22 protein-coding genes and 1 pseudogene are annotated in these 19,170 nt (G+C 68.4%); 16 read left to right on the top strand and 7 right to left on the bottom strand.

The features are described 5' to 3' along the window. Position 1: 1 nt before the first annotated feature. On the bottom strand, positions 2-580 hold the full coding sequence (locus E0H75_RS28820; RefSeq protein WP_131516814.1) for an ArsR/SmtB family transcription factor: 579 nt from the start codon (positions 578-580) through the stop codon (positions 2-4). A gap of 58 nt (positions 581-638) precedes the next feature. Here E0H75_RS28820 and E0H75_RS28815 point away from each other — a divergent pair, with 58 nt between their 5' ends. After that, positions 639-1,217 carry a dienelactone hydrolase family protein gene (locus tag E0H75_RS28815; protein WP_131516813.1) on the top strand — a complete coding sequence of 193 codons (579 nt, stop codon included), beginning with the start codon at positions 639-641 and terminating at the stop codon, positions 1,215-1,217. Here E0H75_RS28815 and E0H75_RS28810 read toward each other — a convergent pair. Continuing rightward, positions 1,192-2,625 carry an MFS transporter gene (locus E0H75_RS28810; RefSeq protein WP_131516812.1) on the bottom strand — a complete coding sequence of 478 codons (1,434 nt, stop codon included), beginning with the start codon at positions 2,623-2,625 and terminating at the stop codon, positions 1,192-1,194. The two genes, E0H75_RS28815 and E0H75_RS28810, sit on opposite strands and share 26 nt — an antisense overlap. Before the next feature lie 184 nt (positions 2,626-2,809). Between E0H75_RS28810 and E0H75_RS28805 the strand changes: the two genes are divergently transcribed. The 6 genes from E0H75_RS28805 to E0H75_RS28780 are packed head-to-tail and all read left to right on the top strand — an operon-like array spanning position 2,810 to position 7,616. Further along, positions 2,810-3,457, top strand: coding sequence for a TetR/AcrR family transcriptional regulator (locus E0H75_RS28805; RefSeq protein ID WP_202873217.1), 648 nt, complete (start codon positions 2,810-2,812; stop codon positions 3,455-3,457). Further along, positions 3,454-4,656, top strand: a complete 1,203-nt coding sequence (locus E0H75_RS28800; protein ID WP_131516811.1) for an NAD(P)/FAD-dependent oxidoreductase — start codon at positions 3,454-3,456, stop codon at positions 4,654-4,656. The genes E0H75_RS28805 and E0H75_RS28800 overlap by 4 nt, the downstream gene beginning before the upstream one ends. Next, on the top strand, positions 4,653-5,861 hold the full coding sequence (locus E0H75_RS28795) for a cytochrome P450 (protein ID WP_131516810.1): 1,209 nt from the start codon (positions 4,653-4,655) through the stop codon (positions 5,859-5,861). The genes E0H75_RS28800 and E0H75_RS28795 overlap by 4 nt, the downstream gene beginning before the upstream one ends. Positions 5,862-5,891: 30 nt before the next feature. Next, the gene (locus tag E0H75_RS28790; protein WP_131352715.1) at positions 5,892-6,086 is read left to right on the top strand and encodes a ferredoxin; all 195 of its coding nucleotides are present in this window, start codon (positions 5,892-5,894) and stop codon (positions 6,084-6,086) included. A gap of 48 nt (positions 6,087-6,134) precedes the next feature. Further along, positions 6,135-6,482 carry a VOC family protein gene (locus tag E0H75_RS28785; protein ID WP_131516809.1) on the top strand — a complete coding sequence of 116 codons (348 nt, stop codon included), beginning with the start codon at positions 6,135-6,137 and terminating at the stop codon, positions 6,480-6,482. Positions 6,483-6,485: 3 nt separating this feature from the next. Then, complete coding sequence (locus tag E0H75_RS28780) at positions 6,486-7,616, top strand: epoxide hydrolase family protein (protein WP_131516808.1); 1,131 nt, start codon at positions 6,486-6,488, stop codon at positions 7,614-7,616. A gap of 75 nt (positions 7,617-7,691) precedes the next feature. Here E0H75_RS28780 and E0H75_RS44700 read toward each other — a convergent pair. Next, positions 7,692-8,021, bottom strand: a pseudogene (locus tag E0H75_RS44700) (GNAT family N-acetyltransferase); the annotation flags it as partial. 128 nt (positions 8,022-8,149) lie between these two features. Here E0H75_RS44700 and E0H75_RS28770 point away from each other — a divergent pair. Further along, a complete protein-coding gene (locus E0H75_RS28770) occupies positions 8,150-8,641 on the top strand; it encodes a winged helix-turn-helix transcriptional regulator (RefSeq protein ID WP_131516807.1) in 492 nt (163 codons plus the stop codon). On the opposite strand, the gene E0H75_RS28765 is transcribed toward E0H75_RS28770, so the two are convergent. Next, on the bottom strand, positions 8,638-9,513 hold the full coding sequence (locus E0H75_RS28765) for a helix-turn-helix domain-containing protein (RefSeq protein WP_238163333.1): 876 nt from the start codon (positions 9,511-9,513) through the stop codon (positions 8,638-8,640). The two genes, E0H75_RS28770 and E0H75_RS28765, sit on opposite strands and share 4 nt — an antisense overlap. A gap of 165 nt (positions 9,514-9,678) precedes the next feature. On the opposite strand from E0H75_RS28765, the gene E0H75_RS28760 reads away from it, so the two are divergent. Further along, a complete protein-coding gene (locus E0H75_RS28760) occupies positions 9,679-10,509 on the top strand; it encodes an SAM-dependent methyltransferase (RefSeq protein WP_131516806.1) in 831 nt (276 codons plus the stop codon). Between the two features lie 67 nt (positions 10,510-10,576). On the opposite strand, the gene E0H75_RS28755 is transcribed toward E0H75_RS28760, so the two are convergent. Beyond that, positions 10,577-11,128, bottom strand: coding sequence for a helix-turn-helix domain-containing protein (locus E0H75_RS28755; protein WP_131516805.1), 552 nt, complete (start codon positions 11,126-11,128; stop codon positions 10,577-10,579). Positions 11,129-11,197: 69 nt separating this feature from the next. On the opposite strand from E0H75_RS28755, the gene E0H75_RS28750 reads away from it, so the two are divergent. The 6 genes from E0H75_RS28750 to E0H75_RS28725 are packed head-to-tail and all read left to right on the top strand — an operon-like array spanning position 11,198 to position 15,326. Then, a complete protein-coding gene (locus tag E0H75_RS28750) occupies positions 11,198-11,884 on the top strand; it encodes an AzlC family ABC transporter permease (protein WP_131516804.1) in 687 nt (228 codons plus the stop codon). Further along, a complete protein-coding gene (locus E0H75_RS28745; protein WP_131516803.1) occupies positions 11,881-12,204 on the top strand; it encodes an AzlD domain-containing protein in 324 nt (107 codons plus the stop codon). Before E0H75_RS28750 ends, E0H75_RS28745 begins: the two co-directional genes overlap by 4 nt. A 29-nt stretch (positions 12,205-12,233) precedes the next feature. Then, the gene (locus E0H75_RS43715; protein ID WP_202873216.1) at positions 12,234-12,896 is read left to right on the top strand and encodes a hypothetical protein; all 663 of its coding nucleotides are present in this window, start codon (positions 12,234-12,236) and stop codon (positions 12,894-12,896) included. A gap of 28 nt (positions 12,897-12,924) precedes the next feature. Beyond that, a complete protein-coding gene (locus E0H75_RS28735; RefSeq protein ID WP_131516802.1) occupies positions 12,925-13,626 on the top strand; it encodes a tyrosine-protein phosphatase in 702 nt (233 codons plus the stop codon). A 55-nt stretch (positions 13,627-13,681) separates the two neighbouring features. Then, positions 13,682-14,572: an ABC transporter permease gene (locus tag E0H75_RS28730; protein ID WP_131516801.1), complete on the top strand. Its 891-nt coding sequence runs from the start codon at positions 13,682-13,684 to the stop codon at positions 14,570-14,572. Beyond that, positions 14,559-15,326 (top strand): ABC transporter ATP-binding protein, encoded by a 768-nt coding sequence (locus E0H75_RS28725; RefSeq protein WP_131516800.1) that lies wholly within the window; start codon positions 14,559-14,561, stop codon positions 15,324-15,326. Before E0H75_RS28730 ends, E0H75_RS28725 begins: the two co-directional genes overlap by 14 nt. A gap of 187 nt (positions 15,327-15,513) precedes the next feature. Here the strand turns inward: E0H75_RS28725 and E0H75_RS28720 are convergent, their stop codons facing one another. Together E0H75_RS28720 and E0H75_RS28715 are read right to left on the bottom strand one after the other, a co-directional pair. Next, positions 15,514-16,530 (bottom strand): glycosyltransferase family 2 protein, encoded by a 1,017-nt coding sequence (locus E0H75_RS28720; RefSeq protein WP_131516799.1) that lies wholly within the window; start codon positions 16,528-16,530, stop codon positions 15,514-15,516. Between the two features lie 6 nt (positions 16,531-16,536). After that, on the bottom strand, positions 16,537-18,021 hold the full coding sequence (locus E0H75_RS28715) for an LCP family protein (protein ID WP_131516798.1): 1,485 nt from the start codon (positions 18,019-18,021) through the stop codon (positions 16,537-16,539). A 283-nt stretch (positions 18,022-18,304) separates the two neighbouring features. Here E0H75_RS28715 and E0H75_RS28710 point away from each other — a divergent pair, with 283 nt between their 5' ends. After that, positions 18,305-19,168, top strand: a complete 864-nt coding sequence (locus tag E0H75_RS28710; protein WP_131516797.1) for a S1 family peptidase — start codon at positions 18,305-18,307, stop codon at positions 19,166-19,168. The last annotated feature ends 2 nt before the right edge of the window (positions 19,169-19,170 follow it).

Genomic DNA, 19,170 nt, shown 5'->3' with positions numbered 1-19,170 from the left:
GTCAGTCCTCGGGCGGTGGGGGGAGGGTCGGGTAATCGATGATGGGGTAGAGGCCGACGGTGAAGCCATAGGTGGTGTCGCCGGAGCGCGGCAGTTTGTCGAAGCTGTGAATCAGCCGGTCGACCCCACGCCAGAACTCCGCCGCGCGCTCCTCCGGGATCCGGGCATGGCGGATGAACGACCGCAACTGACCCGCGTCGTACGCCGTTCTGGACTCCTCGGCGGCGACCTCGAAGTCGTTGAAGTCCGGCGGCAACTCGACCCCGTCCATCCGCCGGCCGAGGCCGACGTAGAACATCCGCGCGGCCCGGCCGTAGAACCGCTCCTCGATGGCCCGGACCCGCCGGGTCCGGACGACCTTCAGGATCCCGGCGTCCGCGAGCACCTTCACGTGATGGGCCACGGTGCTCTTCGGGCGTTTGACCGCGGTGGCCAGCTCGGTCACGGTCGCGGCGCGCTCGTGCAACAGGCCGAGGATCGTCGTCCGCAGCGGGTCGCTGATCGCCCGGACCTGCTCGGCAGTGGTCAGCTCGATCGTGTCCTCGAGCTCGTAATCCGGGACCGGGCTGTTGATCGACATGATCGGATTAGACTAGCATCACGGATTGTTCGATATATCTGGATCATTGGAGCGGATCATGGCCGAGGTCGTGCTGTACCACCACGCGCAGGGACTCACCGACGGGGTGAAGGCCTTCGCCGACGAGCTACGGCAGGCGGGTCACACCGTCCACCTGCCCGACATGTACGAGGGGCGGACGTACGCGACGCTGGACGAGGGCATGGGTTATGCCCGCGAGACCGGCTTCGGCGTGGTCAACGAGCGCGGGGTGCAGGCCGCCCAGGGGCTCGGCGAAGGCCTCGTCTACGCGGGCTTCTCGCTCGGGGTGATGGCGGCGCAGCAGTTGGCGCAGACGCGTCCGGGTGCGAAGGGCGCGCTCTTCTTCGACGCCTGCGTGCCGGTGTCCGAGTTCGGGACCTGGCCGGACGGTGTTCCGGTCCAGATCCACGGGATGGACGAGGACCCGTTCTTCAGCGAGGAGGGCGGCGACCTGGACGCTGCCCGCGCCCTGGTCGCCGCCACCGATCAGGCGGAGCTCTTCCTCTACCCCGGCAAGGTGCACCTGTTCGCGGACTCCTCGCTGCCGGGGTACGACGAAGCCGCGGCGAAGCTGATGACGAGCCGGGTGCTCACCTTCCTCGAAGCGATCCGCTGACACCGCGGGCCGGGATGAACGAGGCGATGGCGAGGGCTGACAGGGCCGCACCGGCGCCGATGATCAGGACCACGCGGAAGCCGGTCTGGGACGGCAGCGTGTAGCCGCCGAGGGTGATGGTGAGCTGGGCCAGGATCACGCCCGCGACCGCGCTGGACACCGACGTACCGATCGAACGCATCAGCGTGTTGAAGCTGTTCGCGGCCGCCGTCTCCGACACCGGTACGGCGGCCATGATCAGCGCGGGCATCGCGCCGTACGCGAGGCCGATGCCCGCGCCGATCAGCAGCGACACCAGGACGAGTTCCCACACCGAACCCATCAGCACGCTGCCGAAGCCGTAGCCGGCCGCGACGACGACGGCGCCGAGCATGAGGGTGACCTTCGGCCCGCGTGTGTTCGAGATCCGGGCCGACAGCGGGGCGGTCAGCAGCATGACCAGGCCGGACGGGCCCATCACCAGGCCGGACGCGAGCATCGACTGCCCCAGCCCGAAACCAGTGGCCTTGGGCATCTGCAACAGCTGCGGCAGGACCAGCGACATCGCGAACATCGCGAACCCGAAGACCATCGACGCGAGGTTGGTCAGCAGCACCTGCGGCCGGGCCGTGGTCCGCAGGTCGACCAGCGGCTCGGTCGTACGGCGTTCCCACCAGCCCCACACCAGCAGTACGACGATGGCGAACGCGAACAGGCCGAGCGTCCGCGCGCTGGTCCAGCCCCAGCCGGCGCCCTGAGAGATTGCCAGCAGCAACGAGATCAGCCCGGCCGACAGGCCGACCCCACCGGGTACGTCGAACCGTCCGCCGGATCGCACGGACGACTCCGGCACGAACCGTAGGACCAGCCCGAAGACGATGAGTCCGAGAGCGGCCGACACCCAGAACAGGTTGTGCCAGTTGGTGTTCTCGGCGAGCAGTGCGGCCGCAGGCAGACCGAGGGCGCCGCCGACGCCGAGGGACGCGCTCATCTGGGCGGTCGCCGTACCGAGCTTCTCGCGGGGGAGTTCGTCGCGCATGATGCTGATGCCGAGCGGGATGACGCCGGACGCCAGGCCCTGCATCGCCCGGCCGACGATCATCGGCGTGAGCGAACTGCTCAGCGCGGCGACGACGGAGCCGCTGACCAGCATCGCGACGCTGATCAGCAGCATCCGGCGCTTGCCGTACATGTCGCCGAGCCGGCCCATGATCGGCGTGGCCACGGCGGCCGCGAGCAGGGTGGCGGTGATCGCCCACGCCGTACCGGCGGCCGAGGCGTGCAGCAGCCGTGGCAACTCCGGGACCAGCGGGATCACGAGTGTCTGCATCAGCGCGACCGTGATGCCGGCCGAGGCGAGCACCGGTACGACGGCACCGGTGCGAACCGGCGCCGGGGCGGGATCGACCTCGGTGGGAACAGCGGACATCAACGCCTCCGAAGGGGACGGGAAAGATAGTTGGTTTGCGCAACCATACGTTAAGTCAGGCAGTTGACTTAAACAAGGCGGCGAGGCAAGCTGGAGGAGAAGTCGACGCGGAGGTGATGGTCGGTGACGTGGAGTGACTCCAGTGGGCGGCCGGGTGTGCCGGTGGTGTGGCGATGATGTGGCGATGATGATGGCGAAGACGGTCCGGACCCAGCGGGTGAACGCGACCCGGGAGCTGATCCTGGCGACCGCGGAGCGGATGTTCGCCGAGCGCGGCGTGCACGAGGTGTCCAACCGCCAGATCAGCGAGGCTGCCGGGCAGGGCAACAACACCGCGGTCGGCTACCACTTCGGGACCAAGACCGACCTGGTCCGGGCGATCGCGCGCAAGCACTCCGAGCAGATCGAGGAGCGGCGCAAGGAACTGGTCGCCGCGGCCGAGGGCAGCACGGACGTGCGGGACTGGATCGTCTGCCTGGTCCGGCCGGCCACCGACCATATGGGCAGCCTCGGCGTGCCGAGCTGGCTGGCCCGGTTCAACGCGCAGTTGATGAACGACCCGTCCTTGCGCGAGGTGGTGATCGAGGAATCGCTGACGTCGCCGATGATGCGCAAGATCCTCGACGGTCTCAGTGAGTGCCTGGCGGATCTGCCGCTCGAGGTCCGGTTGGAGCGCGGCGACATGGCCCGCAGCGTGATCGTGCAGATGTGTGCTGAGTACGAGCGTGCGGTAGCGGAGGGTACGCCGACCGCGCGAGCCACCTGGCACGACATGGCGACCGGTCTGATCGACGGCCTGGTCGGTCTCTGGACCGCACCGGTGACTCGGTGACAGCACTCGTCATCGGTGCCTCGGCGGCCGGGCTGTCCACCGTGGAAGCCCTTCGCCGCAAGGGATACCGGGACACGATCACGGTGCTCGACGCCGAGCCGCATCTTCCGTACGACCGGCCGCCGCTGTCCAAACAGTTCCTGGCCGGCGTCTGGGACTTCGGCCGGACGAGGCTCCGGCCGGACACGATGTTGTCGGCCCTGGACGCCGAGTTCGTGCTCGGCGACTCCGCAGTTGCTCTCGACGTCGAACGTCGTACCGTCCACACCGCGGCAGGCAGGGAACTGCGGGCGGACGCGATCGTGGTTGCGACCGGACTGCGGGCGCGGGTGCTGCCGGGGCTGGGTGAGCTCAGAGGAGTTCACGTACTGCGGACCGTGGACGACGCCACCGCGTTGCGGAAGGGCCTGGTCGAGGCTTCGCGGGTGGTCGTCGTAGGCGACGGCGTACTCGGGGCGGAGATCGCCGCCACCACGCGCATGCTGGGGTTGAGCGTGACGATGGCCGGACCGCAGTCGGCGCCGTTGGAGAGTCAGTTCGGTCCGATGGTGGCCGGGCTGCTGGCTGAGCTGCACGCGGCGGAGGGCGTGGAACTGAGGCTCGGTACGGCGGTGACCGGGATGACTGCGGTCGATGGTCTGGTGAGCGGCGTACGGCTGGAAGACGGTGAGGTGGTGCCGGCCGATCTGGTTGTGGTGGCGCTGGGCGCGGCTCCGGCCACGGAGTGGCTGGCGGGTAGCGGGCTCGAGCTCGACAACGGATTGGTGTGTGACTCCCGGTGCCGGGCGGCGGACGGGATCTATGCCGCCGGCGACGTGGCTCGGTGGCATCACGCCGGCCTGGATTCCCTGCTCCGCTTGGAGAATCGGACCAACGCGACCGAGCAAGCCGCGTGCGTCGCGGCCAACATCGTCGGCGAGGCGCAGTCGTACACGCCGGTGCCGTACTTCTGGACCGACCAGTTCGCCACCAAGATCCAGGCCTACGGCCTGCCCTCGGCCGCCGCCGAGGTGGCAGTTGCTGAAGGCCACCTCGAGAACCGCCGATTCGTCGTCCACTACCGCCGCTCGGGCGAGGTGGTCGCCGTCCTCGGCTGCAACATGCCCAAACAGACCCGCCTGCACCGGGAGCACTTGGTGCGGGCGTGGGCCGCGTCTGGCGACCCGATCGAGAACCTCTCTGGGGAAGGATTCCGATGACGATCCACGAAGCTCCGGCGTACCCGATGGCGAGGGCGAGCGGATGTCCGTTCGACCCGCCGCCGAAGTTGCGCGAGCTGCAGGACGAGGCGCCGCTGGTCGAGGTCCAGATCTTCGGCAGACCCGCCTGGCTGGTCACCCGGTACGCCGAGCAGCGCAAGCTGCTCGCGGATCCGCGGCTCAGCGCGGACGTCACCACGTCCGGGTACCCGAGCCCGACCGGTACGCCGCCGAAGTCCGACGGCGGGGTCGGGATCGGGTTCATCCTGATGGACGATCCTGAACACGCGAGGCTGCGCCGGATGGTGACCGCGCCGTTCATGATCAAGCGGGTCGAGGCGATGCGCCCCGGCGTACAGAAGATCGTGGACGGCCTGATCGACGACCTGCTGGCCGGGCCGAAGCCGGTCGACCTGATGGAGGCGTTCGCGCTGCCGGTGCCGTCGCTGGTGATCTGCCAGCTGCTCGGTGTCCCGTACGCCGACCACGACTTCTTCCAGCAGAACAGCAAGCAACTGATCAAGATGACTGCCACGCAGGAACAACGCGCGACGGCCCACGGGAACCTGGCCGCCTACCTGGACAATCTGGTCGGGGAGAAGCTGGACAACCCCGGTGACGACCTGCTGTCCGGGCTGACCGAGCGGATCAAGACCGGTGAGCTGACCCGCCAGGACGCGGCCGGCATCGGCGTACTGCTGTTGCTCGCCGGCCACGAGACCACCGCGAATATGATTGCCCTCGGCACCCTCGCGTTGCTGGAGCACCCCGAGCAGCTCGCCGTACTGCGGGAGACCGACGACCCGAAGCTGGTCGCGGGCGCGGTCGAGGAGTTGCTGCGGTACCTGAACATCACCCACAACGGCCGCCGGCGGGCGGTGCTCGAGGACATCGAGCTCGACGGGCAGGTGCTGAAGGCCGGTGACGGCGTGATCTTCCCGAACGACATCGGCAACCGCGACCCGGAGGTGTTCCCGGATCCGGACGTGCTCGACCTGCAGCGCGATGCGCGGCGGCACGTGGCCTTCGGCTTCGGCGTACATCAGTGCCTTGGGCAACCACTCGCGCGGATGGAGCTGCAGGTCGTCTACAGCACCCTCTACCGCCGCATCCCCACTCTGCGGCGGGCGGCCGAGCTGGACGAGATCCCGTTCAAGCACGAGGGAGCCGTGTACGGCGTCCACTCGCTGCCTGTCACCTGGTAGCCCCTACTCGAAGAAATCGAGGCCATCGTCATGAAGATCATCGTCGACCAGGACAGGTGCGTCGCCTCCGGCCAGTGCGTCACGGCCGCCGCCGACGTCTTCGACCAGCGCGACGAGGACGGCATCGTCGTCCTGCTCACCGACACCCCGCCCGAGGACCTTGCCGCCGACGTCCACCAGGCCGCGGCGGTCTGCCCGGCGCTCGCGATCCTCGTCGAGGACTGAACCGGTCGGCCCGCGCGCACACCGCGCGGGCCGACTAGAGTGCGGAAGATGATCAACGGTGCGCATGTGATCATCTACAGCCGCGACGCTGAGGCCGATCGGGACTTCTTCCGGGACGTGCTCCGGTATCCGCATGTGGATGCCGGACGCGGGTGGCTGATCTTCAAGTTGCCGCCCGCCGAGGTGGCGGTGCATCCGGCCGAGGTGGACTCGCACGAGCTGTTCCTGATGTGCGACGACCTCGACGCGACGATCGCCGAGCTGACAGCGAGCGGGGTGGAGTTCGTCAAGCAGCCGGAGCGGCAGCCGTGGGGCGTGCTGACGTCGATCCGATTGCCCGGTGGAAGCGAGCTCGGGCTGTACGAGCCGTTGCATGAGCGCGCGCACGACCTCTGAGTCGTGATCGATTTCAGGATCGACGTTCCGGACGCCGCCCTGGAGGATCTCGCCGCGCGCTTGCGGCGGATCCGGTGGCCGCGACAACTGCCGGGTAGCGGGTGGCATCGCGGCGTACCGCTCGAATATCTGCAGGGGATCGTGGCGCGATGGCAGGCGTACGACTGGCGGGCGTGGGAAGCGCGGCTCAACGCGTATCCGCAGTACACGACGCGGATCGACGAGCAGACGATTCACTTCCTGCATGCTCGGTCGCCGGAGGCGGACGCGTTGCCGTTGATCCTCACGCACGGCTGGCCGGGGTCGGTCGCGGAGTTCCTGCCGCTTCTCGGCCCGCTCACCGACCCCGCGTCGTATGGCGGGGATCCGCGCGACGCCTTCCACGTGGTGGCACCCTCCGTGCCGGGACACGGCTTCTCGGTCCCGCTCGAGAGCCCCGGCTGGAACCATCGCCGGATCGCGCAGGCGTGGGCGGTCTTGATGCAGGAGTTGGGCTACCAGCGGTACGGCGCCCAGGGCGGCGACACGGGATCGGTCGTGTCCCCACTGCTCGGGTACGTCGATCCGTCCCACGTTGTCGGCGTACACATCAACGGCGGCCTGGCGTTTCCGCCGCTCGTGCCGGGTGACGCCGAGCACCTGACCGACGTCGAGCGGGAACGGCTCGCGGCGGCCGAACGTCTGCGGGAAGTCGGGACCGGATACGCCGAGCTGCAGGGCACGCGACCGCAGACGGTGTCCTTCGGGTTGAGCGACTCGCCGGTCGGGCAACTGGCGTGGATCCTGGAGAAGTTCTGGGAATGGACGGATCCGGCCCGTGCGCTGCCCGAGGACGCGGTCGACCTCGACCATTTGTTGACGGACGCATCGATCTACTGGTTCACCAACACCAGTGCCTCATCGGCCAACCTGTACTTCGAGAATCGGGTCGCGGCCGACGAAGTACTCGAACCGTCCGGAGTGCCGACCGGTGTCGCCGTGTTCCCGACCGATCCGGCGATCCGGCGAGTGCTAGACCGCCGGCACCGCATCGTCCATTGGTCGGAGTTCGACCGCGGTGGGCACTTCGCCGCACTGGAGGCGCCGGACCTGCTCGTCGACGACATCCGTGCTTTCTTCCGGCTGGTCCGTTAGGCGGGCCGGGACGACGAAGTTCAGCAACGTGCCGTCGCGTTCGACCGTTGCCTCCGGCCGCCGGCGGCGGATCATCCGGAGGCTCCGGTCGTTGGCCGGGCTGACCACGAACAGGAACCGGGTGGCACCGGCCGCGATCGCTCCGGCCGCGGCCGTCGCCAGCATCCGGACGCCGAGCCCGCGGCCCTGTTCGTCCTCGCTGATGATCACCGCGAGTTCAGCCGTCGCGTCGTAGCCGTGAGCCCACGCCCACATCGAGTGGCCGACGATCGTGTCGCCCCGGGTCGACACCCAGGACGCGCCGGTGGGACACAGCAGCCGGAGCAGGAGCGCGGGCCGGGGTGGCCGGCCGATCGCGGTCTGGAACCGGAAGTAGAGGCTGAGGTCGGTCAGCCCGGTCAGCATTCGCGCCAGCTCGTCCGCGTCGGGTTCTCCGGCGCGGCGGATGAGCGGCGTACCCATCTGAGTCTGGTTCACGGATTCAGGGTTGCCCGGGTTGGCTGAGTCTGTCAAGCGGACTTATCCTGGATCTCATGAACGAGCAGGTGCCCGAGGCGATGCGCTGGTCGACCGAGAACTGCACGATCTCCCGGACGATGGAGATCCTGGGCGACAAATGGACCTTCCACGTGCTGCGCGAACTCTTCGTCGGCGTACGCCGCTTCGAGGACATCCGCACCCGGGCCGGCGTACCCCGGCAGGTCCTGACCGATCGGCTCGCGGCGCTGATCGAGCGCGGGCTGATCCGCCGGCATCCCTACCGTCTGCCCGGTCAGCGGGAACGCTACGAGTACCGCCTCACCCAGGCGGGCCTGGACCTGTACCCCGTGCTGGTCGCGATGATCCAGTGGGGCGATCAGCACCTGCCGCTGGACGGCGGCCCGCCGATCGAGTCGCGCCACCGCGGCGACTGCGACGCCCACGTCACGGTCGTCCTGCGCTGCGAAGCCGGCCACGAACCCACGCCGCGCGAAGTAGCCCTCCGCCCAGGCCCAACAGCCAAACCCCGAGCCCTGGCCGGCTAGCAGAGTTCGTCGATTGCCGCGCGGATCAGGCCCTCGGTGTGACGGGGTTGGGCGGCCGCGATGGACAGCGCGTCCATGGTGACGACGTACGCGTCGAGTTCCTCGCGTTTGTCGAGGTAGACCGCACTGGTCAGATGCTCGATGTAGACGATGTCCGGCAGGTCCGTGTCGGTGAAACGGAGCAGCGTGAAGGCGCCACCGGTTGCGGTGTAGCCGCCCTTGTCGAACGGGATGATCTGCAGTGTGACGTTGTGCCGCTTCGACGCCACGATCAAGTACTCCAGTTGCTCCTTGAGCACCTTCGTGCCACCGATCGGCCGGCGCAGTACCGACTCGTCGATGACGGCCCACAACCGCGCCGGGCGCTGGCGGGTGAGCACCTGCTGGCGCGTCGTCCGCAGCGCGACCAGTCGCTCCTCCTCGGCCTTCTGCAGTGGCTCGTCCAGCCGGCCGAGGCTGAGCACGGCGCGCGCGTAGTCGGGCGTCTGCAGCAAGCCGGGCACGAACTGCAACTCGAACGTACGGATCAGATCGGCCGCCATCTCGAGGCCGAGGTACGAATGGAACCAGGTCGGCGTGAGGTCGTCGTACCGTTGCCACCAGCCAGGGTTGTTCGCGTCCCGTGCCAGCGTCAGCAGGCGATCGCGTTCGTCCTCGTCCTCGAGTTTGTAGAGCGTGAGCAGATCGTCGACATCGCGCACCTTGAAGCCGACCCGGCCGAGTTCGAGCCGGCTGATCTTCGACTCCGAGCCGCGGATCGCCCAGCCCGCGTCGGTCCGGCTGATCCCGGCCTCTTCGCGGAGCCGGCGCAGGTGCACGCCGAGCATGATGCGCAGGGCGGTAGGACCGCCGTACGCGCCCGGTTCCGTCACGCCTCGCCTCCCACAGCAAACCACCCGGTGCAGACAGCAAGTAGATCATTTCACAACAGAACGTGAACGCGTGCACCCCCGACGCGCCTACACCATGTGTTCACCGCCCCCTACTGTCAGTAGAGTCGTCCTACAACATCCCGATCATTTTGCGAGGTCCTGCCGATGCCCGATGCCACCAAGGCGCCCAGTTCGACTCCGGTGGGGGTGGACACCACGAGGGCCAGCATCGCCCGGGTGTACGACGCCGCGCTGAACGGCAAGGACAACTTCGAGATCGACCGCGAGGTGCTCCGGCAGGTCGCCACCGTCGCGCCCCAGGTCAACGACCTGGCCTGGTCGAACCGGAACTTCCTGATCCGGGCGTGCCGCTTCCTGGCCGGCCAGACCGACATCATGCAGTACCTCGACTGCGGTTCCGGCCTGCCAACCGCGGAGAACACGCACCAGGTGGTGCAGCGGCTGCGGCCGGAGTCGAAGGTTCTCTACATCGACAACGATCCGGTGGTGCTCGCGCACGGCCGCGCGCTGCTGGAGGAGAACGAGAACACGCTGTTCGTCAGCGCCGACATCTTCGACCCCGACGAGGTGCTCGGCCGGGACGAGGTGCGCGAGTTCCTCGACTTCAGCAAGCCGATCGCCGTGATCCAGAACGGCACGCTGCACCACTACATCGGCGACGACGGCCCGCAGATCATGCAGAAGTACGTCGACGCCGTCGTGCCGGGCTCGTACACGGTGGTCGCGCACTTCTACGACCCGCAGACGCCGGAGCACTCCGCGGTGGCGCGCAAGATGGAGGAGAGGTTCGTCCACAGCCCGATGGGCAGCGGGGTGTTCCGCACCCGCGAGCAACTTCTCGACCTGTTCCCCGGCCAGGAACTCGTCCCGCCGGGCCTGGTCCTGTGCGACGACTGGTGGCCGGACGGACCGCGGATCAAGCCGCTCAACCAGGTGGAGGAGTGCATCGCCGGCGCCGTCGGCCGCAAGCTCTGACACCTGCAGTACGCCGAAACGCCCGGAACCACTGCGGTTCCGGGCGTTTCGTTGCTCAGGGCAAGTGTCAGACATGTTCGGAGACGAGGACTGCGGTGGACTCCTCGAGGGCCTGGAAGATGTGCGGGAGATCGCCGGGATAGGCCAGGTAGTCGCCGGGCGTGAGTTCGATCGGGTCGTCCGCAGGCCCGACGAGGGCGCGGCCTGAGCTGAGGACGACGTGCTCGACCACACCGGGCATGTGCGGCTCGGACTTCCGGCCGGGGCCGGGGGAGGCGACGATGCGGAAGATGTCGCGGCGGGCGTTCGGCGGGCAGGACGCGACCAGAGTCGCGCTGTACTCGGCCTGGTCGGAGTACAGGACCGGCCCCTCGCCCGCGCGGATCACCTGCACCTTCGGCCGCGGCGGATCGAGCAACGTGGCGAACGGCGTGTCCAACGCGACCGCCAGCGCCCACAACGTCTCCACGCTGGGGTTGCCGGACCCCGACTCCAGCTGGGACAGCGTGGACTTCGCGACCCCGGCGCGCTTGGCGACCTCGGTCAACGACAGTCCGGCTCGGGCGCGGTACCGGCGCAGCGAGGCCGCGATCACGTCGAGCGGTGCCTTGGTGTCCATCCGTGTTCGCTCCATCGGTCTGGTTGTTCGGCTTGACGAACGCAGGGGGTGTTGTTCATCATAATGCTCATGCGTTCGATCTGGCGAACACTCGACCGTGGGCTGGCCCGGGACATCGGGCTGGTCTGCCTGGCCGACGGCGTGGTCGGCCTCTCGTACGGCGCGATCAGCGTCGGCGGTGGGCTGCCGCTGTGGGTGCCGGTGCTGCTGTCGCTGGTGGTCTTCGCGGGTGCGTCGCAGTTCCTGTTCGTCGGAATCGTGGCGGCAGGCGGCAGTCCGATCGCGGCGATGATCGCGGGCCTGCTGGTGAACACCCGGCACGTCGCGTTCGGCCTCGCGGTCAGTGATGTGATCGGTAGCGGCTGGCGGCGCTTCCCCGGCAGCCACCTGATGACGGACGAGAACGTCGCGTTCGCCATGGGCCAGGACGATCTGCGGCAGCGGCGGGCGGCGTACTGGGCCGGCGGCATCGGCATCTTCGTGTGCTGGAACATCGGCGTGGTCGTCGGCGGTGCGGCGGGATCGGTCATCACGGACACCGATGTGTTCGGGCTGGATGCTGCGTTCCCGGCGGTGCTGCTCGCCCTTGTTCTGCCGGCATTGCGCGATCGTGCGACGCGTACGGCGGCCTTGATCGGGGTGGTGTTCGCGTTGGCCGCGACACCGTTCCTGCCGTCCGGTCTGCCTGTGTTGCTTGCGCTGGCGGGGATGCTCTTCTACCGCGCGGGCAAGCCTGCGCTGGAGGTGTCGCGATGACCAACACGCCGCTGGTGCTGGTCGGCATCCTGATCCTTGCCGTGGGCACCTTCTCGCTGCGGTTCGCCGGGCCGGTGATGCGCAGCCGGTTCGAGCTGCCCGAGCGGGCCCAGCAGCTCCTGGCCGCGGCGGCGATCGTGCTGCTGACCGCCTTGGTTGCGACCTCTGCCTTGACGGACGGCCATGGGCCGGCCGGCGTCGCGCGTCCGGCCGGCGTACTGGTCGGTGGCGTGCTCGCGTGGCGCAAGGCGCCGTTCGTGCTGGTCGTGGTGGCGGCTGCCGCGACCGCGGCCGGTCTGAGGCTGCTCGGCGTACCGTAGCGAACCGTTCCAAGGACTACGGTGCTGCCATGAGCACTTATCCCGGGCAGCCGACTGCGCCGAAGAAGACGCTGACCTGGATCGCGATCGCGTGCTTCGCGATCGGTGCCCTGCTGACCTTGTTCTTCATCTGGCGGATCGTCCAGACGGTGCCGGAGTCGCCGCAGTCGATCGAGGGCGGCGTGGTCCACCTGAAGGAGGAGGGGCTGACGATCTACTCGTCCGTCCCGGTGCTCAATCCTCCCTGCGAGGCGAAAAACGCGTCCGGTGGCGACGTACCGCTGAAGGCGCCGACCGGCTCCGAGCAGATCACGATCAACGACGAGACGTGGTACGTCGTCGCGCGGTCGGTGGACACCGTCCCGGCGGGGGACTACAGCATCTCCTGCACTGACGACACGACCGGCGCGACGTACGCCGCCGGACCGAAGTCCTCGGTGGTCGCGTTCGTGCTGTCGATCTTCGGTGCCATCGGCTCCTTCCTGATCTTTTTCATCCTCGGCGGCGTCCTGCTCACCATCACCGCCGTCCGCAACCGCCGCCGCAACCGCCCGACGAACACCTACCCACCCCAGCAACCACCAGGTGCCCCCGGCAACTACCCGCCCCCACCCGGCCCCCAGAACAACACCTTCCCACCCCCACCCCCGTACAACCCCGGCCCCAACCCGGACCGCCCCCAAGACCGCTGACCCGCAAGGTTCCTGTTTGGATGGGCGTATGGATCTTGAGTGGCCGGGGTGCCGGAATGCACGGGATGTGGGTGGGTTGCCGACGGCGGATGGTGCGCGGGTTCGCGCAGGGGTGCTGATCCGGTCGGACAGCCTGCACTATCTGACCGCCGAGGGTGTCGAGGCGGTACGACGTTCTGGCGTCAGCCGGATTCTGGACCTGCGCGGCGAGGCGGAGGCTGCGGCCGCGCCGAGTCCGTTCGTCGGGGATCCGCTGCTGGTCGCGCAGTCGCTGCAGGATCCGGCCGACCCGGATCACGGGCAGCCGACGATCGTCGCCGCGTGCACCTGGATGCTGGATCGGCGCCCAGAGCTGTTCGCGGCCGCCGTGAAGGCGATCGCGGACGAGCCCGACGGCGCGGTCGTCGTGCACTGCCACGGCGGTAAGGACCGGACCGGCATGGTCGTCGCGCTGGCCCTGAGCATCGCCGGCGTACCCGAGGAGGAGATCGTCGCCGACTACTTCCTCACCCAGGAGCGGCTGGCCGGCCTGCTGGCCGAGCAACTGGCCGCCGAACCGGACCCCGCACAGCATCCGGAGCTGATCGAATTCCGCGATACGCGGGCCGAGTCGATGGTCGCGATCCTGCGTCATCTGGACGAAAAGTATGGCGGACCCGAGGCATACCTGCGGCACGGTGGTCTCACCGACGACGATCTCGATCGCCTGCGCCGGCGGCTGATCGGCTGACGCCGGAGCCGACCGCAGTCACGGCGGAGTGACGCAACGCAGTACATTGGCGCTCATGCCGACCGCCGCAGAGCCGACCGGGGCGACCGACCCGGCGGCACTGGCCGAACGCTACGGACTCTCCAAAAGCTCGATCCGCCCGCCGCTCAACTCCTACCTGAGGGAGTTGTGGAGCCGTCGCCAGTTCGTCCTCAGCTACGCCCGAGCCCGCACCTACGCCATGTACGCCGGGGCCCGCCTCGGGTCGTTCTGGCAGGTACTGACGCCGCTGCTCAACGCGGCGGTCTACTACCTCGCCTTCGGTGTCCTGCTCGGCACCAAGAACGGGATCGACAACTACGTCGCGTTCCTGCTCAGCGGGATCTTCGTCTTCACGTTCACCCAGCGCTGCATGACCGAAGGGTCCCGCTCGCTGGCGCTGAACCTGTCGCTGATCCGCACCCTGCACTTCCCGCGCGCGACCCTGCCGCTCGCCTACGTGCTGAACGAGCTGAACCAGATGCTGGTCTCGCTGTGCCTGCTGTTCGTCATCGTCGGCTTCACCGACGGAATCTCCTGGCGCTGGCTGCTCGTCGCTCCGGCCATGGTGCTGCAGACCATGTTCAACATCGGGATCACCCTGGTCTGCGCCCGGGTCGGGACGTTCGTGTCCGACATCAGTCAGTTGCTGCCGTTCGTCACCCGCACCTGGCTGTACGCGTCCGGGATCTTCTTCTCGCTGCCGGCCAAGCTGGCCGAGGTGGACGCGCCGAGCTGGGTGATCAAGGTGCTCGCGCTCAACCCGATCTCGGCGTACATCGACATCGTCCGGCGATCGCTGCTCGCGGAGCACGAGGCGAACGAGTTGCCGCATGCGTGGACGATCGCGATCGTCTGGTCGTTCGTGATGCTGGTGGCGGGTCTGGTGTACTTCTGGCGCGCGGAGGACCGTTATGGCCGTGGCTGATTCAGGGGCTGAACCCACCGTCATCGCCGACCACCTCGACATCATCTACAAGGTGATCGCCGGGCAGGGCGGCAAGGGTACGGCGGCGACGGCGTTCCGGCGGATCCTGAAGCGGCAGGACCGGCCGACGATCCGCGAGGTGCATGCGGTCAAGGACGTCAACTTCGTTGCCTACAAGGGCGATGCGATCGGCGTCATCGGCCGCAACGGCTCCGGCAAGTCGACGCTGCTGCGGGCGATCGCCGGGCTGCTGCCGCCCGCGTCCGGCGTCGTCTACACCGGCGGGCAGCCGTCGCTGCTCGGCGTGAACGCGGCGATGATGAACGACCTGACCGGCGACCGGAACGTCGTCCTCGGCTGCCTGGCGATGGGTATGTCGGCGGCCGAGATCCAGCAGCGGTACGACGAGATCGTCGAGTTCTCCGGGATCGGGGAGTTCATCGACTTGCCGATGTCGACGTACTCGTCCGGGATGGCGGCCCGGCTGAAGTTCGCGATCGCGTCGGCGAAGACGCACGACATCCTGCTCGTCGACGAGGCCCTGGCCACCGGGGACGCCGAGTTCCGGGTCCGGTCCGAACGCAAGATCCGCGACCTGCGCGACCAGGCCGGCACGGTGTTCCTGGTCAGCCACAGCCTCGACGTCGTCCTCGACACCTGCAACCGCGCGCTCTGGCTGGACGGCGGCGTACTGCGCCTCGACGGCACCGCCGAAGAGGTCGTCGCCGCCTACACCAAATTCGCCCGGGGCTAACCCCCACCCGCCCTCCGCCGCCCCCACCCCGCCCTCCGCCGCGGCCCCCCGCCGCCCCTCGAGATGCATTTGGACGGATATCCCCTCAACTCACGGGTTCTGTGGCCGTATCAAGGCATGAGAACCCGCAACCTGAAGGGATATCCGTCCAAATGCCGGCGGTGGATTGGCCGGGGGCCGGCCGGGGTTAGGACAGGCCTTGGACGGCCTTCGGCTGCTCGCGGAGGCCGACTAGGAAGCCGAGGCCCCAGAAGACGTGCATGGTCGCGCAGACCAGCGGCATCCAGAGCAGGGCCTTCCAGGGCAGGTAGCGGCCCTCGACGGCTGAGCCGGCCAGCAGCAGGATCGCGTAGCCGAGCGGGGCCAGGAAACCCAGGTCGAGCCAGCTGCTGCCGGTGGCCAGGCCGATGATGCCGAGAATGGTGCCGAGCGCCAGCAGGATCACCGCGATCGGGGGCGCCAGGTACCGCTTGTTCGCGGTCTCGGGGTGCCGGCGGATCACCTCGCGCCGCCACTGGCCGGTGTGGAAGAACTGCTTGGCCACCGCCGACAGCGACGACCGCGGTCGGTAGGTGACCGACAGGTCCGGGGTGAACCAGATCAGACCGCCGGTCTTGCGGATCCGGTAGTTCAGCTCCCAGTCCTGGGCCCGGTGCATGGTCTCGTCGAACCCGCCGACCCGCTCCAGTGCGGCCCGCCGGAACACGCCCAGGTACACGGTGTCAGCCGGTCCGGCCTTGCCGCCCTGGTGGAACGTCGAGGCGCCCAGACCCAGCCGGGACCGGTACGCACAGGCGACCGCCATCTCGGTCGGCGTCCGGCCCTCGGCGGCCATCACACCGCCGACGTTGTCCGCGCCGCTCTCGTCCAGGACCTCGACCGCGCGGGTGATGTAGCCGTCGGTGAGTGCGCCGTGGCCGTCGACCCGGACCAGGATGTCGTGCCGCGCGTTCGCGATGCCGACGTTCAGCGCGGCCGGCGTCTTGCCGGTCGGGTTCGGCACGATGCTGATCCGCGGGTCGCGGTCGGCCAGCTTGTCCGCGATCTCCTGGGTCCGGTCCTTGCTCGGACCGATGGCGAGCACGACTTCCAGCTCGCCGGGGTAGTCCTGCTCGAGGACGCGGCCGACCGCCTCTTCGAGGTGACGTTCCTCGTTCAGGACGGGCATCACGACGGACACGGGCGGCCAGTGGGACAGCGGCATATCAGGTCAGGCCTTACAGATCGAAGCGACGTCGTCGACGCCGGTGGCGGGTTTGGTCGGTGAGTTCGACGGACTGCTCGTCTTACTCGGCTTCTTGGTCGTGCCGGTGGTCGGCTTGCTGGTGGAACTACTCGGAGTGCTCGGCTTCTTACCGTCTCCTCCCGAGCCCGCCTTGTCCAGCGCTTCCGACTTCCCGATGGCTTCGGCGACCTTGGTCCGGATCAGCTCGAAGTCCGGGTCACCGGTGTGGATCAGCGGCGGGACCGCGGAGAAGCTTGACACCGGGAGCTTCTTCGCGTCCAGCGCGAGATCGGTGAAGGTGCCCAGTTCGCCGGCCGGAATGTCGGTCTGGACCACTTGTTTGCTGGCCTTGGCGATGCCCTGGAACTTGGTCAGCACCGTCTGCGGGGACAGCTGGTTCAGCATCGCGGACATCACGCACTTCTGCCGGGCCATCCGCTCGTAGTCCGACGACTCGGCCCGGGACCGGGCGAACCAGAGCGCGTGGTAGCCGTCCAGATGCCGGTCCTTGCCCGCCTCGATGTAGCCCTTGATCGGCGAACTGCCGCCGCCGATCGGGACCCGCTTGCCGATGTCGAGGGTGATGCCGCCGACCGCGTCGAGCAGGTCGCGGAACCCGGCCAGGTCGATCAGCACGAAGTAGTTCACCTTCAGCCCGGTGACCGCCTGGACCGCCTGCCGGGTCGCGGTCACGCCGGGATTCGGGTCGCCGGGGAACAGGTCCTTGTGGTTGGAGGCGTAGGTGTAGACAGCGTTGATCAGGCACTCGGCGCCGCAGTTCTTCCACTGGAAGCCGTCCGGGAACTGCTTGGCCATCGCCGTACCGGCCGGGAACGGGACCTTCGCCAGGTTCCGCGGCAGGCCGATCAGGACGGTCCGGCCGGTGTCGGCGTCGATGCTGGCCAGCGTGATGCTGTCCGGCCGGGTGCCGATCCGGTCCGCGCCGGAGTCGCCACCGAGCAGCAGCACGTTGTAGCGGCCGTGCTCGGCCTTCGACTTCTGGCCGTTGCCGAAGATGCTGGCGACGAGATCACGCTGGGTGTTGACGATCGTGCTCGCGTAGATCAGCGCGCCCGCCACCACGAGCACCATTAAGCCGTCCAGGATGCTGGTGGTCAGGCGGTGGTTGCGCTCGAGGGTGAGCGGCTGGCCGAGCCGGTAGGCGTCGATGAACAGTGCGGCCCAGCCGATCGCGAGCACGATCAGCCCGACCTGGACGATCCGCAGGGTGCCCGGACGGGCCAGCAGGTTGATCGTGCCGGAACGCCAGATCAGCCCGAGCAGGATGAAGAAGACGATGATCGCGATCAGCCCGGCCACCACCCGCCAGGCGTACCGCCCGGCCCGCTTGCTGCCTGCCACGATCTGTGCCGACCCCGGCAGCACCAGGGTCATCAAGACCAGCGTCAGCGCCCGCTTGAACCGCACCGGCTCGCTGAGGCTGCGCAGGTCAGGTTTCTCCTGCGGCATGACGTCCTTCCGTTCTCTGATCTCACGCGGCACGGCGGGCCAGCAATCCAGTCGACCGTACCTTGTCGTCCCCACCACCACTGGGTACGACGTGCCGGACGCGGTGATGGTTCGAGCCCAGGCGGATCCGGAGACGAAGAGTAGCAGTCCCCCCACGCAGCGCAGGAAAACCCGTGCAGACACCCGGTGATCACGTGGTTTCACACGGTTGTGATGGTCGTCGGTGGGCGGATCGGTTACGAAAGCTCCAGACCCATCCATACAGGACAGGAAACCGCCCCCCATGAAACTGTTCCGTACGTTCCTGGCCGCCGCCGCGGCCGGCACGATCGCACTGCTCGGCACCAGTTCGGCCCAAGCCTTCGAGGCCGCTCCCCAGCAGGCCTCCGTCCAGGCCCCTGGTGCCGACTTCACCGGGATCGCTGCGCTCAGCAACTGTTCTGCCTCCCTCGTCCGGTACGCCAGGTCGGTGGGCACCGACAAGGCGCTCGTACTCACCAACGGCCACTGCTACGAAGGCGGGTTCCTGAACCCGGGCCAGGTGCTGGTGAACCGCGCGTCGACCCGCTCGATCACGCTGCTGCGGCCGGACTCCAGCCGGGCCGGCACGGTCCGGGCCAGCCGGATCCTGTTCGGCACGATGACCAAGACCGACATGATCGTGTACGAGGTGAACGAGACCTACGCGTCGATCCAGAGCCGGCTCAACGTCACGCCGCTGACGCTGGCCAAGCAGGGCCCGGCCAACGGCGCGGGGATGGCAGTTGTCTCCGGCTACTGGAAGCGCATCTACACCTGCTCGGTGCAGGCCACCATCCCGCAACTGCGCGAGGGCGACTGGTCCTGGCAGAACTCGATCAAGTACCAGCAGCCGGGCTGCGAGACGATCGGCGGTACGTCGGGATCGCCGGTGGTCAGCACGACGACCGGTGAGGTGATCGGGGTCAACAACACCGGCAACGAGGACGGTGAGCAGTGCACGGTGAACAACCCGTGCGAGGTCGACGCCGACGGCAACGTCACCGTCGACCAGGGCGCGGCGTACGGCCAGCAGACGTGGTGGCTCTACACCTGTCTGACCGCCGGCCGCACCATCGACCTGAACAAGGCCGGCTGCGAACTCCCCAAGCCGTCCCGCCGGCACTGACA

It is taken from the genome of Kribbella capetownensis (genome assembly GCF_004331485.1).
Taxonomy (GTDB): domain Bacteria; phylum Actinomycetota; class Actinomycetes; order Propionibacteriales; family Kribbellaceae; genus Kribbella; species Kribbella capetownensis.
This window is presented reverse-complemented; position numbering and strand designations above follow the sequence as displayed.

What these genes read in the sequence shown, in the direction of transcription:
- E0H75_RS28820 (WP_131516814.1), bottom strand. Translation starts at nt 580, where the DNA reads ATGTCGATCAACAGCCCGGTCCCGGATTACGAGCTCGAGGACACGATC.
- E0H75_RS28815 (WP_131516813.1), top strand. Translation starts at nt 639, where the DNA reads ATGGCCGAGGTCGTGCTGTACCACCACGCGCAGGGACTCACCGACGGG.
- E0H75_RS28810 (WP_131516812.1), bottom strand. Translation starts at nt 2,625, where the DNA reads ATGTCCGCTGTTCCCACCGAGGTCGATCCCGCCCCGGCGCCGGTTCGC.
- E0H75_RS28805 (WP_202873217.1), top strand. Translation starts at nt 2,810, where the DNA reads ATGATGATGGCGAAGACGGTCCGGACCCAGCGGGTGAACGCGACCCGG.
- E0H75_RS28795 (WP_131516810.1), top strand. Translation starts at nt 4,653, where the DNA reads ATGACGATCCACGAAGCTCCGGCGTACCCGATGGCGAGGGCGAGCGGA.
- E0H75_RS28790 (WP_131352715.1), top strand. Translation starts at nt 5,892, where the DNA reads ATGAAGATCATCGTCGACCAGGACAGGTGCGTCGCCTCCGGCCAGTGC.
- E0H75_RS28785 (WP_131516809.1), top strand. Translation starts at nt 6,135, where the DNA reads ATGATCAACGGTGCGCATGTGATCATCTACAGCCGCGACGCTGAGGCC.
- E0H75_RS28770 (WP_131516807.1), top strand. Translation starts at nt 8,150, where the DNA reads ATGAACGAGCAGGTGCCCGAGGCGATGCGCTGGTCGACCGAGAACTGC.
- E0H75_RS28760 (WP_131516806.1), top strand. Translation starts at nt 9,679, where the DNA reads ATGCCCGATGCCACCAAGGCGCCCAGTTCGACTCCGGTGGGGGTGGAC.
- E0H75_RS28755 (WP_131516805.1), bottom strand. Translation starts at nt 11,128, where the DNA reads ATGGACACCAAGGCACCGCTCGACGTGATCGCGGCCTCGCTGCGCCGG.
- E0H75_RS28750 (WP_131516804.1), top strand. Translation starts at nt 11,198, where the DNA reads ATGCGTTCGATCTGGCGAACACTCGACCGTGGGCTGGCCCGGGACATC.
- E0H75_RS28745 (WP_131516803.1), top strand. Translation starts at nt 11,881, where the DNA reads ATGACCAACACGCCGCTGGTGCTGGTCGGCATCCTGATCCTTGCCGTG.
- E0H75_RS43715 (WP_202873216.1), top strand. Translation starts at nt 12,234, where the DNA reads ATGAGCACTTATCCCGGGCAGCCGACTGCGCCGAAGAAGACGCTGACC.
- E0H75_RS28735 (WP_131516802.1), top strand. Translation starts at nt 12,925, where the DNA reads ATGGATCTTGAGTGGCCGGGGTGCCGGAATGCACGGGATGTGGGTGGG.
- E0H75_RS28730 (WP_131516801.1), top strand. Translation starts at nt 13,682, where the DNA reads ATGCCGACCGCCGCAGAGCCGACCGGGGCGACCGACCCGGCGGCACTG.
- E0H75_RS28725 (WP_131516800.1), top strand. Translation starts at nt 14,559, where the DNA reads ATGGCCGTGGCTGATTCAGGGGCTGAACCCACCGTCATCGCCGACCAC.
- E0H75_RS28720 (WP_131516799.1), bottom strand. Translation starts at nt 16,530, where the DNA reads ATGCCGCTGTCCCACTGGCCGCCCGTGTCCGTCGTGATGCCCGTCCTG.
- E0H75_RS28715 (WP_131516798.1), bottom strand. Translation starts at nt 18,021, where the DNA reads ATGCCGCAGGAGAAACCTGACCTGCGCAGCCTCAGCGAGCCGGTGCGG.
- E0H75_RS28710 (WP_131516797.1), top strand. Translation starts at nt 18,305, where the DNA reads ATGAAACTGTTCCGTACGTTCCTGGCCGCCGCCGCGGCCGGCACGATC.